The 14,794-nt window shown below is 65.4% G+C and carries 12 protein-coding genes; 7 read left to right on the forward strand and 5 right to left on the reverse strand.

What is annotated here, in order from left to right:
• Positions 1–76: 76 nt before the first annotated feature.
• The 4 genes from ACT2B0_RS06220 to ACT2B0_RS06235 form a co-directional block, all read right to left on the reverse strand.
• Positions 77–1,324 (reverse strand): MFS transporter, encoded by a 1,248-nt coding sequence (locus tag ACT2B0_RS06220; RefSeq protein ID WP_473462598.1) that lies wholly within the window; start codon positions 1,322–1,324, stop codon positions 77–79.
• 125 nt (positions 1,325–1,449) lie between these two features.
• Positions 1,450–2,139 carry an ABC transporter ATP-binding protein gene (locus ACT2B0_RS06225; protein ID WP_473462600.1) on the reverse strand — a complete coding sequence of 230 codons (690 nt, stop codon included), beginning with the start codon at positions 2,137–2,139 and terminating at the stop codon, positions 1,450–1,452.
• The gene (locus ACT2B0_RS06230) at positions 2,136–3,377 is read right to left on the reverse strand and encodes an ABC transporter permease (protein WP_473462602.1); all 1,242 of its coding nucleotides are present in this window, start codon (positions 3,375–3,377) and stop codon (positions 2,136–2,138) included. Before ACT2B0_RS06230 ends, ACT2B0_RS06225 begins: the two co-directional genes overlap by 4 nt.
• Positions 3,377–4,381 (reverse strand): efflux RND transporter periplasmic adaptor subunit, encoded by a 1,005-nt coding sequence (locus ACT2B0_RS06235; protein ID WP_473462604.1) that lies wholly within the window; start codon positions 4,379–4,381, stop codon positions 3,377–3,379. Before ACT2B0_RS06235 ends, ACT2B0_RS06230 begins: the two co-directional genes overlap by 1 nt.
• A 282-nt stretch (positions 4,382–4,663) precedes the next feature.
• On the opposite strand from ACT2B0_RS06235, the gene aspS reads away from it, so the two are divergent.
• The 5 genes from aspS (at position 4,664) to ACT2B0_RS06260 (ending at position 9,680) form a co-directional block, all read left to right on the forward strand.
• Positions 4,664–6,451, forward strand: a complete 1,788-nt coding sequence (gene aspS / locus ACT2B0_RS06240) for an aspartate--tRNA ligase (RefSeq protein WP_473462607.1) — start codon at positions 4,664–4,666, stop codon at positions 6,449–6,451.
• A gap of 7 nt (positions 6,452–6,458) precedes the next feature.
• Entirely contained in the window at positions 6,459–7,055 is a 597-nt protein-coding gene (locus ACT2B0_RS06245; protein ID WP_473462609.1) for a GNAT family N-acetyltransferase, read from the forward strand.
• On the forward strand, positions 7,055–7,702 hold the full coding sequence (locus ACT2B0_RS06250; protein ID WP_473462611.1) for a pyroglutamyl-peptidase I: 648 nt from the start codon (positions 7,055–7,057) through the stop codon (positions 7,700–7,702). The genes ACT2B0_RS06245 and ACT2B0_RS06250 overlap by 1 nt, the downstream gene beginning before the upstream one ends.
• A gap of 158 nt (positions 7,703–7,860) precedes the next feature.
• Positions 7,861–8,874 (forward strand): ATP-binding cassette domain-containing protein, encoded by a 1,014-nt coding sequence (locus ACT2B0_RS06255; RefSeq protein WP_473462613.1) that lies wholly within the window; start codon positions 7,861–7,863, stop codon positions 8,872–8,874.
• Complete coding sequence (locus tag ACT2B0_RS06260; RefSeq protein ID WP_473462616.1) at positions 8,871–9,680, forward strand: ABC transporter permease; 810 nt, start codon at positions 8,871–8,873, stop codon at positions 9,678–9,680. Before ACT2B0_RS06255 ends, ACT2B0_RS06260 begins: the two co-directional genes overlap by 4 nt.
• A gap of 66 nt (positions 9,681–9,746) precedes the next feature.
• Here the strand turns inward: ACT2B0_RS06260 and ACT2B0_RS06265 are convergent, their stop codons facing one another.
• Positions 9,747–10,934, reverse strand: a complete 1,188-nt coding sequence (locus tag ACT2B0_RS06265; protein WP_473462618.1) for a hypothetical protein — start codon at positions 10,932–10,934, stop codon at positions 9,747–9,749.
• Positions 10,935–11,195: 261 nt separating this feature from the next.
• On the opposite strand from ACT2B0_RS06265, the gene parC reads away from it, so the two are divergent.
• The gene (gene parC / locus ACT2B0_RS06270) at positions 11,196–13,454 is read left to right on the forward strand and encodes a DNA topoisomerase IV subunit A (protein ID WP_473462621.1); all 2,259 of its coding nucleotides are present in this window, start codon (positions 11,196–11,198) and stop codon (positions 13,452–13,454) included.
• A gap of 241 nt (positions 13,455–13,695) precedes the next feature.
• On the forward strand, positions 13,696–14,793 hold the full coding sequence (locus ACT2B0_RS06275; protein ID WP_473462623.1) for a carboxynorspermidine decarboxylase: 1,098 nt from the start codon (positions 13,696–13,698) through the stop codon (positions 14,791–14,793).
• The last annotated feature ends 1 nt before the right edge of the window (position 14,794 follow it).

A 14,794-nucleotide genomic window follows, 5' to 3' on the forward strand; every position in this document is an offset into this window, starting at 1 on the left:
GTTTTTCCTTCCGGCAGGGAAAAAGCCGCGGCGCGAACGCAGTGCGGGGCAGGGCGTGCGACGATGCCGACTGCGTCTATCGGCCGTCGTCGCCGTGGCGCGTGTCGTCGCGGCGCCGGGCAAGCCGGGCGAACGCCGTCGAGGTTCGCAACAGCGCGGTGAAGCGCCCGCGCTGGTCGGCCGGAACGCTGCCGCGCGTGACCATGCGGTGCACGATGATGGCGATCAGCGCGGCATAGATGACGGCGGAAAACGCGAACAGATAGCGCGGGCCGAACCATTCCATCGCGGTCGAGGCGGCAAACGGGCCGCCGATCGCGCCGAAGGAATAAAACAGCATCAGCGCCGCGTTGACGAGCACGAACTCGTCTTTGCCGGCGCGGTCGTTTGCGTGCGCGGCCGACAGCGAAAACAGCGGCATGGCGAAGGCGCCGAAGATGAACACCAGCACGAAATTGGCGAGCGGGCCCGAACCGGCGAAAAACACCAGTGCCAGCGCGGCGCCCAGCGCGCCGGCCGTGGTCAGCAGCAGCACCGCGCGCCGTTCCCAGCGATCCGAAAGATAGCCGAGCGGATACTGGATCAGCGCGCCGCCGACGATGCCGGCGCTGACGAAGGTCACGACGTTGGTGACCGACATGCCGATCTGCTCGGCATAGACCGGGCTCAGGGTACGAAACGCACTGTTGGTGATGCCGACGGCGACGCAGCCGATCACGCCGACCGGCGATATGCGCCACACCCGGCCGAGATCGAGCCGCACATCGGCGGGCGGGACGGGGTTCGAGCGGTCGCCGAGCGAGACCGGCACCAGCGACAGCGTGATCATGATCGACATCACCGCGAACACCGAAAACCCGTCGGCGCCGAAGACGGGGATCAGGAACTGCGCGCCGGTAACGGCACCGATATCGATGATGCGGTAGAACGCCAGCACCCGTGCCCGGTCGCGATTGGCGACGCCGGAATTGAGCCAGCTCTCGATGACGGTAAACAGCCCGGCGAAACAGAACCCGCTGGCAAACCGGATCGCCGACCAGGTTGCCGGATCGATCATCAGCACCAAAAGCAGGGTTCCCGCCGACGCGATCGCGGCCAGCGCGGAAAAGGCGCGCACATGGCCGACGGCCTTCATGATGCGCGAGATCGCCAGGCAGCCGAGCAGGAAGCCGCCGAAATAGGCCGTGCCCATCAGCCCGATCGTCGATGGCGCGAAGCCTTCCTGGGCGCCGCGCAGCGCGATCAGCGTGCCTTGCAGCCCGTTGCCGCCGAGCAGGATGCCGGCGGCGATCAGCAAGGGGATGAGGGGACGGATCGAGGACATGGACCGCGTGTGCGGGAGGAATCGGACGCCGGTGATCATGCCGCGATTTCGCGCCGTGCGTTAGTGCCAATCGGACCTGTTCGGTTGCGAAAACGTCACGTCATGCGCTTTGGCCGGGCCGGGTGTCAGTCGGTGGCCTCGGCATCGGCCAGCATGCCGTCGACCAGGTGGATGCGCCGGTCCATGCGTCCGGCCATTTCCATGTCGTGCGTGACCACGAGCACGGTCTTGCCCTGTTCGCGCACCAGCGCCTGCAAGATCGAAAACACCTGCTCGGAGCTTTTCGAATCCAGGCTTCCGGTTGGTTCGTCGGCCAGCAGCAGCGCGGGATCGTTGGCGAGCGAGCGCGCCACCGCGACCCGCTGGCGCTGGCCGCCGGAAAGCTGGAACGGTTTCTTGTGCAGATGGTCTTCGAGCCCGAGCGAGGCGAGCAGGGCCTCGGCGCGGTCGTTTATCTCCCCCCGCGACAGCCGGCCGAGCTTGCGCATCGGGATCGCTATATTGTCGCGGGCGGAAAATTCCGGCAGCAGGAAATGGAACTGGAACACGAAACCCATCTTGTCGAGCCGCAGCCGCGCGCGGGCGGCCTCGTCCATGTCGCCGCAATCGCGGCCGTCGACGCTCAGCCGTCCGGATGTCGGCAGATCGAGCAGGCCGAGCAGGTAGAGCAGGGACGATTTGCCCGATCCGGACGGGCCGGTGATGGCGACGAACTCGCCCGGATCGATCGAAAGGCTGACATCCTTGACCAGCGTGACCGGCACGGTCTCGGGCAGGATGCGGGTCAGCCCGTCGGCCTCGATCAGCGCGCTCATGACGCCCCCCGGATGATGTCGACCGGATTGAGCCGCGCCGCGCGCCGGGCCGGCAGGTAGCCGGCGACCGCCGCCGAGCCGAGTGCGAAGACGCTGGCGATGGCGTAGTGCAGCGCGCTCCAGGCGATCGGCAGATTGGTGATTTCCTGGCCGCCGGCGTCGAGTTCGAAACGCACCGAGGCGAGCGCGGTGGTCAGCGCGAAGCCGAGCGCCCAGCCGAGCGCGGAGCCCGCTCCGCCGATCGCCAGGCCCTCGATGACGAACATGCGCTGCATGTCATTTTGCGAAAACCCCAGCGATTTCATGATGGCGATGTCGCGCGCCTTCTCGTGGGTGATGGTGGACACGATGTTGAAAATGCCGAAGCCGGCCACCAGCATGATCGCCGCAACGACCGTGTACATGATGACGTTGCGCACGACGAAGGCCTCCATGATGCCCTCGCTGGCCTCCTGCCAGGCTACCGCCTTGTAGCCCAGTTCGGCCTCGATGCGCCGGGCGATCGGCGGCGAGGAAAACGGGTCGTCGAGCTTGACGCGGATATCGTTGATGGCGTTGGCGCGCTCCGACAGGATCTGCGCGTTCTTCAAAAGAATATAGGCTTCGCCCTCGTCGCGCGCGGTCGTGCCGGTGTGGAACAGGCCGACGATCCTGAAGGCGCGCGACAGGCCGGTCGACGACACTGCCGAGACCGTGTCGCCGAGCCGGGCACCGAGCTTGTCGGCCATGCGGTCGCCCATGACGATATTGTTGCCGCCCGCGCCGAGCGCGGTGAAACTTCCGGCGACGAAATCCCCGACGATCGGCGAGACAGCCCGTTCGGTTTCCGGATCGACCCCGACGATCGAGGCGCCGGCCTCGCGTCCGACGTAGCGCACCACGCCCTGGGTTCTCAGGCTCGCCGAATAGCGCCCGGGAAGCCAGGCGTCGAGCCAGGCCGTGGCGGCGGTGGGATTGATGATGCCGCGCCGGTCGTCGGGTGGTCTCAGCCCGGATATCTGCGCGGCGGCGAAACGATCCTCGGCCGGCTGTCGTTTCGAGGTCCGGCGCTCGTCGGTGATCTGCACATGCGGCATGGTGTCGATCAGCTGCTCGACGAAATCGTCCTGACCGCCCTGCATCAGGGCGGCCATGGCGATGGAAAAGCCAACCCCGACGGCCACCCCGATCACGGCCACGAAGGTCTGGCGTCCGCGCCCGACAATATGCGTCAGCGCGATGTCGAGGATCAGGCGCATCAGCCGTCCGCGCCGGCGCGGACGCGCTGGCCGTCCTCGATCGCCTCCGGATAGGGCGAGATCACGCGCGCCTGCGCGTCGATCCCGCCGAGCACCTCGATATGGGTCGTGCCGCGAATGCCGGTTTCGATCACTTTCTGGCGCGCCGTGTCGCCCTCGACCGCGAAAGCCTTGCCGTCGGCGACGGCCAGCGTCGGCAATAGCAGGGCCTGGCGGGACACCCGCACCACGATGTTGACGTCGACCGACATGCCGATGCGCAGCGGCGTGACGGCGGGCAGGGCAAGGCGCACACGGTAGGTCTTGGTCACCGGGTCGCCCTTCGGCGTGATGCTGTCGACCGTGGCCTCGAGCGCGCGGCCGACAAAGGCGTCGGCGCGCAGCAGCGCCTGCTGGCCGGTTTCCACGCGCGGAATGTCTTCCTCGTTGACCTCAGCCACGATGATCAGCGGCGAGGGACGCCCGACCCAGAACAGCACCATGCCCGGCTCGCCGATTTCGCCGACTTCGGCGTCCTGGCGCAAAACCACGCCGTCGCTGGGCGCGGTCAGCACGTAGTTGGCGATCCGCGCCTCCTGGCCGGCGATCAGCGCTTCGAGCTGCGCGACCGCCGAATGCGCCCGGTCGAGTTCGGTCTGGTTGATGACGTTGCGTTCGACCAGCAGCGCGATCCGGTCGCGCTCTGCGGCGGCCAGGGCATGGCGTACCTTCAGTTCCGCGAGCACGGCGGCGGCCTCGGTGTCGTCGAGGCGCACCAGCTCGTCGCCCTCGGCGACGCGTTCCCCCTCGCAATTGCACACCCACACGATGCGTTCGCGCACCAGCGCCGTGACCTTGGCCCAGGTGCGGGGCTCCACGATGCCGGCGGCGTAGACGATCTCGGCGGCGTCGCCGCGCGTCGGTGAGACGGTTGTGACCGCAATCGGACGCGACCAGTACTGGTAGGCGCCGAACGCGATCGCGGCGGCAACCGCCAAAAGACCAAGGATACGGACGGCTCTCACGATGGCTTCTCCGGCACGCGATCCTTTTATTGATACGACAGGGTCTTGTATCACCCAATAGGCCAGGGCCTATCCCGGGGCACTCATCATGCGCATCCGGGCGGTGCATTGATCTGAGACAAGTGGGGAAACGCGCCGCCTCGCCGCCAACAGCGTCGGGCGGCCGCCGGACGGCCGCCGTCGCCTTGACAAAACGCCCCGCCCGTGCGCTTTTCGCGCCACTTTCCGGACCAGGCGGCGCAACGCCGGTCCCCCTTGAATCCACAGACCGGAATTTCCCTCATGCACCGCTATCGCAGCCACACCTGCGCCCAACTGAGAAAAGCCGATGTCGGCGCGACCGTTCGTCTTGCCGGATGGGTTCACCGCGTCCGCGACCATGGCGGCCTGCTGTTCATCGACCTGCGCGATCATTTTGGCCTGACCCAGATCGTTGCCGATCCCGATTCGCCCTCGTTCAAGACGGCCGAGACGGTACGCGGCGAATGGGTGATCCGTGTCGACGGCGAGGTCAAGGCGCGCACCGAAGACACCGTCAACCCGAACCTGCCGACCGGCGAGGTGGAGATTTTCGCGCGCGACATCGAGGTGCTGTCGCAGGCCAAGGAACTGCCGCTGCCGGTCTTCGGCGAGCCTGACTATCCCGAGGACATAAGGCTGAAATACCGCTTCCTCGACCTGCGCCGCGAGACCCTGCACAAGAACATCGTCGCGCGCACGAAAATCATCGCCGAGATGCGCCGTGCGATGGGCGAGGTTGGCTTTACCGAATATTCGACCCCGATCCTGACGGCGTCCTCGCCCGAGGGCGCGCGTGACTTCCTGGTTCCCTCGCGTCTGCACGAGGGCCAGTTCTACGCGCTGCCGCAGGCGCCGCAGATCTACAAGCAGCTGATCATGGTGTCGGGCTTCGACCGCTATTTCCAGATCGCGCCCTGCTTCCGCGACGAGGATCCGCGCGCCGACCGCCTGCCGGGCGAATTCTACCAGCTCGATCTCGAAATGAGCTTCGTCGAGCAGGAAGACGTGTTTTCGACCATGGAACCGGTCATGCGCGGCATTTTCGAGAAATTCGCCGACGGCAAGCCGGTGACGGACGTTTTTCCGCGCATTCCCTATGACGAGGCGATGCGCAAATACGGGTCCGACAAGCCGGACCTCAGAAACCCGATCGAGATGCAGGACGTGTCGGAGCATTTCCGCGGCTCCGGCTTCAAGGTCTTCGCCAACATCCTGGCCAATGACGACAAGGCCGAGGTCTGGGCGATTCCGGCCAGGACCGGCGGCAGCCGCGCCTTTTGCGACCGGATGAACTCCTGGGCGCAGGGCGAGGGGCAGCCGGGGCTCGGTTATATTTTCTGGCGTAAGGAAGGCGAGGGGCTGGAAGGCGCGGGACCGCTGGCCAAAAACATCGGGCCGGAGCGCACCGAGGCGATCCGCACCCAGCTCGGCCTCGAAGACGGCGACGCCTGCTTCTTCGTCGCCGGCAACCCGAAGAAATTCGCCGCCTTCGCGGGCAGCGCGCGCACCCGCGCCGGCGAGGAACTGAACCTGGTCGACCGCGACCGATTCGAACTCGCCTGGATCGTCGATTTCCCGTTCTACGAATGGAACGAGGAGGAAAAGAAGGTCGATTTCGGTCACAACCCCTTCACCATGCCGCAGGGCGGGCTGGAGGCGCTGGAAAGCGCGGAGCCGCTGTCGATCAAGGCCTACCAGTACGATCTCGTCTGCAACGGGTTCGAGATTGCATCGGGCGGCATTCGTAACCATCTTGTCGATGTGATGGTCAAGGCGTTCGAGATCGTCGGTTTCGACCGCGCCGCCGTCGAGGAGCGTTTCGGTGGTCTCTACCGGGCGTTCCAGTACGGCGCGCCGCCGCATGGCGGCATGGCGGCCGGCATCGATCGCATCATCATGCTCCTGGTCGGAGCGAAGAATCTGCGCGAGGTGACGATGTTCCCGATGAATCAGCAGGCCCAGGACCTGTTGATGGGTGCGCCGTCGCCCGCCATGCCGCAGCAATTGCGCGACCTCAACCTGCGGGTGGTCGCGCCGGCGAAGGAGTAGCGACCGCTTGGGCAAGGACTGGCGTATCGTCGCCGGGTTTCCCGAAACGCTTCGCGGCCAGGCCGCGGCGCTCTATTTCGAGGCCTTTTCCGGCAAGATCGGCGGCGTGCTCGGCCGCGACGGCCGCGGCGAGCGTTTCGTCGCCTCGGTGATTGACCCCGCCTTTGCCATTTCAGCGGTCAGCGGCGACGGCGCCACCTTGCTCGGCATCGCCGGTTTCAAGACAAAAGACGGCGCCATGGTCGGCGGCGGTCTTGCCGAGATGGCGGCCGTCTACGGCTGGGTCGGCGCGGTGTGGCGCGGGGCCTTGCTGTCGGCGCTGGAGCGCGACCTGGCCGATGGCCAATTGTTGATGGACGGCATCGCCGTTGCCCCGCAGGCGCGTGGCCTCGGCATCGGATCGGCGCTGCTCGACGCGGTCTGCCAGCACGCGCTGAAGTGCGGCGTTGCCGAACTGCGCCTCGACGTGATCGACACCAATCCGCGCGCCAGGGCGCTTTACGAGCGCAAGGGATTTACGGCCGGCGCCTCCAGCTCGACCGGCGTCCTGCGCCATGTTTTCGGGTTCTCGTCGGCCACCACCATGGTTCTGGCGGTGGCGTGATGGCCGCGGCCCGTGGCCACGGTCCCCGCGTTCTGCTGACCGGGTTCGGCCCTTTCCCGGGCGCGCCGGTCAACCCGACCGAAGCTTTGGTCGCAGACCTGGCCGACGCCCCGCCGCGCTTCGATGTTCCCTGCACGCTGCGCATGGCGGTGCTCGACGTCGACTATGCCACCATCGCCACCCAGCTCTCGGCCATCGGAAACGACTTTTCACCCGATATCGCCATTCATTTCGGGCTTGCCGCGGAGAGTCGCGGCTTTCGTCTCGAGCGCCGCGCGCGCAACAGCCATGCCGGCGCGCGTCCCGACCAGGCAGGCGGCCTGCCCGCGTCCGAGCGCATATGCGCCGGGCCGCCAACCCTGTCCTCCAGCCTGCCGCTCGACGCGATCGCCAAAGCGCTCGGCGAACACAACCTTCCGGTCGAATGGTCCGACGATGCCGGCGGCTATTTGTGCAACACGGTTTTTGTCCTGTCGCGCGCCGGAGCCTGCGATGGGCTCGATCCGGCGATGAGCGGTTTCGTCCACGTGCCGATGGCGGGCGAGGGGCCACAATTCCGCCTTGCGCCTGCCGCCTTGCGCCAGGGTGCGTGCGTGATCGTGCAAACCTGCCTGCGCCAATGGGCGTCGGGCCGAAATGCTTCCTAGAGATAGCCAATGGCGGGCGCGCGACGCGCGCGTGTCGGCAGCGAATGTCAGCATCGCTCTCCTCCCCACGTGCCGAGATCGCCTGCGTCTGCTATAGGCGTCTGCCCTTGATGCGGCCGTCCGTCCGGCCGTCTCGCCTCAGGAAACGGACCGGCCCCATGAACGACCTATCGACCGCAGGCAAACCGCTGATCGACAATGCCGCCGCGCAGCCGGCCATATCCGCGCGCGGCCTGGTCAAGCATTTCGGCGCGGTCCGGGCCGTCGACGGCATCGACCTCGACGTGCCGCGCGGCATGATCTTTGCCATTCTCGGCCCCAACGGCGCCGGCAAGACGACGCTGATGCGCATGCTCGCTACGCTTTCCAGGCCGGACGCCGGCACGGCGACCATTCTCGGCCGCGATCTGGTGAGCGAACCGGCCGAGGTGCGCGCCGTGATTGCCATGACCGGCCAGTTCGCCTCGCTCGACGAGGATCTGACCGGCCGCGAGAACCTGCTGATGCTGGCGCGGCTTTGGGGCTTTCGCGGCCGCGCCGCCAAGTCGCGCGCCGACGAGCTTCTGGCCGCATTCGACCTGGCCGATGCAGGCCACAAGCAGGTCAGGGACTATTCGGGTGGCATGCGCCGCCGGCTCGACATCGCCGCGTCGCTGGTGGTGACGCCGGGCGTGCTGTTTCTGGACGAGCCGACAACGGGCCTCGACCCCAAGGCGCGCAAGGCGGTCTGGCGCATGATCCGCGGCCTGGCGGATGCCGGCGTTACCATTCTGCTGACGACCCAGTATCTGGAGGAGGCCGATCAGCTCGCCGCCCGTATTGCCGTCATCGACCATGGCCGCAAGATCGCCGAGGGCACCAGCCGCGAACTGAAGGCGCAGACCGGCTCCGGGTTCTTGCATGTCGCGCTCTCCGACCGGGGACGGCTCGACGAGGCGGCGCGGTTGCTGGAGGTCCTCCTGGCCAGTCCGGTTCAGACCAGCGTCGAGGGCGCCCAATTGTCGGTGAAGGCCGGCAGCGCGCAGACGGCCAACGAGGCGATTGCCGCGCTGATTGAAGCGGGGATCGAGCCGTCAGACTTTTCCATGGGCCAGCCCAGTCTCGACGAAGTGTTTTTCGCGCTCACCGGTCAGGGGGTGGAGAGCGATATGATGGTGGAGGACAATCGATGAGCCGAACCCGTGCCCTGGAGGCCGCCTTGCATGGCGTGGAGCGTCCGCGTCGTCCCTCTGCCTTTTCCAACGCGCTGGTGTTTGCCTGGCGGGCGGTGTTGAAGTTCAAACACGTGCCCGAACAGCTTTTCGATCTGGTGATGACGCCGATCATGTTCACGCTGCTGTTCACCTTCGTGTTCGGCGGCGCGCTCGCCGGATCGACCAGCGATTACCTTCAATTCTTCCTGCCCGGCATCCTGGTGCAGACCGTGGTTTTCAACGCGGTTTATTCCGGCATGGGCCTGTCGACCGATCTGGGCAAGGGCCTGTTCGACCGCTTTCGTTCGTTGCCGGTCTGGCCGCTGGCGCCGTTTGCCGGATTGATGGTCGGCGACATGCTGCGCCACCTGATCGCCGCCGCGATCATCTTGACCATCGGACTGATCCTCGGCTACCGGCCCGAGGAAGGCTTGGTCGGCGTGATCGCCTCTTTCGCGCTACTGGTCGCGATCGGTTTCGGCACGGGCTGGATATTCCTCGTGCTCGGCCTGTTGATCCGCACGCCGACGACGGTGATGACCGTCGGCTTCACCTTCCTGTTCCCGGTCGTGTTCGCCTCCAACATCATGGTCGATCCCGCCACCATGCCCGGCTGGTTGCGCGCCTTCGTCGACATCAACCCGGTCTCGCTGATGACGACGGCTATGCGCGGTCTGATGAACGGCGGCGCGACTGTGCACGAGATCGGCTTGGCGCTGTTTGCGCCGGCGCTGCTCACCATCGTGCTCGCGCCGACCACCTTGTGGCTCTACATGCGCCGCTGAGTCAGGAACATGCAACGGCCCGGCGAATGCACCGGGCCGTCGCCGATTGCGTTTCGCGATCCGCGCCTATTCGTTGGCGGTGATCTTCATGCCAAGCTGCTGCGGCAGGGCCTGCGGCGCGGTCATCGCGCCGGCCGCGACCATGGCGAACGGCAGGGGGCTCTCCGGCGCCACGCGGATTTCAAGGCTCTGCGGGTTGTCGAGGAACTTGCCCACCGCCGCGCTGACCGCCGCCGTCAGTTCGGGATTGTTGAGCTGGGCCATGGCGAAGGGCAGGATCGCCTTGGCCTGGTTGACGATGGCGGCCGGCTTGGCGCCCTGCTGGGCGGCGACGAACTCCAGAGCCTTTTGGGTCAGCGTGTCGTCGTCGAAGCGCAAGGTGGCGCCGTTGAGCGTCAGTTGCTGCATCAGGCCCAGCATGGCCATGCCCTGGGCGGACTGGTCCTGGCCTTCGGTTTCTCCCATCTTGGCCTGGATGTCGCGCAGAGCCTGTATGAATTCCGTCGTGTAACCACCGATGTCGAAGGTCATCCCGATCGTGCCGGCCTGATCCACGGAAATATCGTACTGGTCGAGCACCATGCGCCCGTCGGTGGGCGACCACGAGCCGGACAGCTCCAGATAGCCGTTGATGGTCTCGTAGCCGAGCGCCTGGACGACCGCTTTGGTCTGCGCGTCTTCGATGGTGGTCAGGTCGGCGGTGAATTTTTCCGCGGCGCCGCTGAATTCCAGCGGCGCGTCGTCGCTCGGCGGCGACATCTCGACATGAAGCTGTTCGAGCATGAACAGCGACCGGCCCTCCCTGGTCACGCGCAGAAAGTCCATGTCGGCGCTTTCATAATAGCCGACCAACGCCGCGACGCTGTCGTCGCCGTCAGCCGCCAATTCGAGGCCGGTGACGCTGATGCCGTCGATCGCCACGTTCACGCCTTCGTTGGAGAAGGTGTAGGAAGGCATCGCCAATGTGCCGACGATGATCGTGTCGCCATCCTCGCGAATGTCGGAAAGCTCGATATCGCCGAGCGCAAAGGCTTCGTCTTCGCCGGCCGGCTTGACCGTGACACCTTCCATCGTCATCCGCGAGCCGTCGCCGGCAATGCCGGACCAGGACGCTTCCATGCCCTGTTTTTCCATCAGCGCCTTGAGGCGCGCCGCCACCTCGTCGGCATCGGCGGCCAGGGCTGCATGCGGCACGAAGGCGGCCATCAGTCCGGCACAGAGATAAGCGTGGGGGCGAAGGCGTGGGTAAGACATGGAGGTGTTCCCTGAATTGGCTCGAAGTCCCTTTGCCCAGTCTACGACGAACAAATGGACGGGATAATGTCGAAACGCGGAAAACGCCGCGATTTCAGTGAATTTGCCCACATTGGCGGATATTCTATGGCCCGGCCATAGGCCAGCGTGGAATTCGCATATGGTTCGGAAGGTGCTTATATACCGGGAAAGCTGGGGGCACAAAGCCGTTCTGGCGCGCGCCTACTTGCCCGGCGACACCTACTCCATTAACCGGAAAACATGGGAAAAAGCCTGATTCCGCCCGGTGGCGATGGCGGTGACGCGATCGAGCCCGTCGACCTCAAAAACGCGCTCGAGGAACGCTACCTCGCCTATGCGTTGTCCACCATCATGCATCGTGCGCTGCCGGATGTGCGCGACGGGCTGAAGCCTGTCCATCGCCGCATCATGCATACGATGCGCCTGCTGCGTCTCAACCCCGAGCAGGGGTTCGCCAAGTGCGCCCGCATCATCGGCGAGGTGATGGGCAAGTTCCACCCCCACAGCGACCAGGCGATCTACGACGCGCTGGTGCGTCTGGCCCAGCCCTTTTCCATGCGCTACCCGCTGGTCGACGGTCAGGGCAATTTCGGCAATATCGACGGCGATAGCGCCGCGGCCATGCGTTATACCGAGGCGCGCATGACGGCAGTGTCGCCGCTGATCCTGGAGGGCATCGCCGAGGACGCGGTCGACTTCCGGCCCACCTATAACGAGGAGGAGGAGGAGCCCGTCGTCTTGCCGGGGGCCTTCCCCAATCTGCTCGCAAACGGGTCCTCGGGCATTGCGGTGGGCATGGCCACGTCGATCCCTTCGCACAACGTGGCCGAGATCTGCGACGCCGCGCTGCATCTGATCGACAATCCCCAGGCGAGCGTCGCAGACCTGCTCAAATTCGTCGAGGGACCGGATTTCCCGACCGGCGGCATCATCGTCGACGACCGAGCGTCGATCCTCGATGCCTACGAGACCGGCCGCGGCGCGTTCCGCGTGCGTTCGCGCTGGCATCAGGAGGATCAGGGGCGTGGCACGTGGATCGCCGTGGTGACGGAAATCCCGTTCGGCGTGCAGAAATCGCGGCTGATCGAAAAAGCCGCCGAATTGCTGCTCGCCCGCAAGCTCCCCTTGCTTGAGGACATCCGTGACGAAAGCGCCGAGGACATCCGCGTCGTCCTGGTGCCCAAGAGCCGGGCGGTCGATCCTGCGCTGCTGATGGAATCGCTGTTCAAGCTGACCGATTTCGAAAGCCGCTTTTCGCTTAACATGAACGTGTTGACGCGCGGACGGGTGCCCAACGTCCTGTCGCTCGGCGGCGTGCTTCGCGAATGGCTGGACCACCGCAAGGAGGTCTTGGTCCGCCGCTCGCGCCACCGGCTCGGCGAAATCGAGCGGCGGCTTGAGATTCTGGCCGGCTATCTGATCGCCTATCTCAACATCGACGAGGTGATCCGCATCATCCGCGAGGAGGATGAGCCGAAAAAAATGATGATGGCGCGCTGGGAGCTTACCGACACCCAGGCCGAAGCGATCTTGAACATGCGCCTGCGCGCCCTGCGCAAGCTCGAGGAGTTCGAGATCCGCAAGGAATTCGACCAGCTCACAGACGAAAAGACGAAGATCGAGGCGCTGCTTGCCTCGGAGGCCAAGCAATGGCGCACGGTGGCCTGGGAAATCGGCGAGATCCGTGAAAAATTCGGACCGGAAAAGAACCCCGATCTCGGCAAGCGGCGCACCACCTTCTCCGAAGCTCCCGATCATGATCTCTCCGACATCCACCAGGCGATGATCGAAAAGGAACCGGTCACGGTCGTGGTGTCGGAAAAGGGCTGGCTTCGCGCGATGAAGGGCCACTTGTCCGACCTGTCGAGCCTGTCCTTCAAGGAGGGCGACAAGCTCAAGCTCGCCTTCCACGCCCAGACCACCGACAAGGTGCTGATCTTCACCACCGGCGGCAAGTTCTACACCATCGGCGCCGACCGGCTGCCGGGCGGGCGCGGCCATGGCGAACCGGTGCGCATCATCGTCGATATGGACAACGACCAGGCGATCGTGACCGCCTTTGCCCATGACCCAGCGCGCAAGCTGCTTCTGGCATCCTGGGCCGGCAACGGTTTCGTGGTGCCGGAGGCCGAAGTCGTGGCCAACACCCGCAAGGGCCGGCAGGTCATGAACGTCAAGGCGCCGGACGAGGCAAAGCTGTGCGTTCCCGTCGCCGGCGACCATGTCGCCATCGTCGGGGAAAATCGCAAGCTCCTGATCTTCGCGTTGGCGGACGTGCCCGAGCTCAGCCGTGGCAAGGGCGTGCGCCTGCAAAAATACAAGGATGGCGGCATCGGCGACATCAAGACCTTCGCCATCGAGGAAGGCCTGTCGTGGAAGGATTCGGCTGAGCGAACCTTCACCCGCACCCGCGCGGAACTGACCGAGTGGATGGGAGCGCGCGCCTCGGCCGGCCGCATGGCGCCAAAAGGCTTTCCGCGCACCGGCAGGTTCGGGTAACGGTCGCGCGCCGCCGCCAACGCGTTTCCCCTTTGGTGCCGAACTGCAAGATGATGCGGCAACCGTGCAGCAAAACGCCGCCCCGAGCGTGGCGGCTTTTTCGCCGCGGGGCGTTGCGGGCGATGGCCGGTCTCGGCTAGTAAGGCCGACAGGCTGAAGCTCCGGACGCGCGTTGCCGTCCGGCACGGCGCTAATTTCCGAATCTAGAGCGGGTAATCTTGCGAGGCGACCACCGGGGCCGATGATCCAGACGCCATATTATCTGATCGACAAGTCGAAGCTCCTTCGCAATCTGGAAAAGATCGCCCATGTGCGCGAGCGCTCGGGCGCGAAGGCGCTGCTGGCTCTGAAGTGCTTTGCCACCTGGTCGGTCTTCGACCTGATGCGCGACTACATGGATGGAACGACCTCGTCGTCGCTTTACGAAGTCGGGCTCGGTCGCGAGAAGTTCGGCGGCGAGACCCATGCCTATTCGGTCGCCTATGCCGATCACGAAATCGACGCCGTGGTCGGCTATGCCGACAAGATCATTTTCAATTCGATCGGCCAGCTCGACCGGTTCGAGGCCGCGGCCTCCGGCATCGTGCGCGGCCTGCGCCTCAATCCGGGTATCAGCAGTTCCGGTTTCGATCTTGCCGATCCGGCGCGGCCGTTCAGCCGGCTTGGCGAATGGGACACCGACCGCATCGCCTGCGTGCTCGATCGCATTTCCGGCTTCATGATCCACAACAATTGCGAAAATGCCGATTTCGCGCTGTTCAATCGCATGCTGGGCGAGATCGAAAGCCGTTTCGGCGACCTGCTCGGCCATGTCGACTGGGTCAGTCTCGGCGGCGGCATCCATTTCACCGGCGAGGACTATCCGCTCGGCGCCTTCTGTGACCGCCTGTCGGCGTTTGCCGACCGCTTCGGGGTCCAGGTCTATCTGGAGCCGGGCGAGGCTGCGGTGACGAACTCGACCACGCTCGAGGTTTCCGTGCTCGACACGCTGTTCAACGGCAAGCATCTGGCGATCGTGGATTCCTCGATCGAGGCACACATGCTCGACCTCTTGATCTACCGCGAGCGCGCCACGATCCGCCCCGATACCGGCCCACACAGCTACATGATCTGCGGAAAATCCTGCCTGGCCGGCGACATTTTCGGCGAATTCCGCTTCGAGAAGGAACTCTCCATCGGCGACCGGATTTCGATCCAGGACGCCGCAGGCTACACCATGGTCAAGAAGAACTGGTTCAATGGCGTAAACATGCCCGCCATCGCCGTGCGCCAGCTCGACGGCAGCGTCGATGTCATCAGGACGTTTTCGTTCGATGACTATGTGACGAGCCTGTCTTAAC

The organism is Nitratireductor sp. J20-h4 (assembly GCF_056780505.1).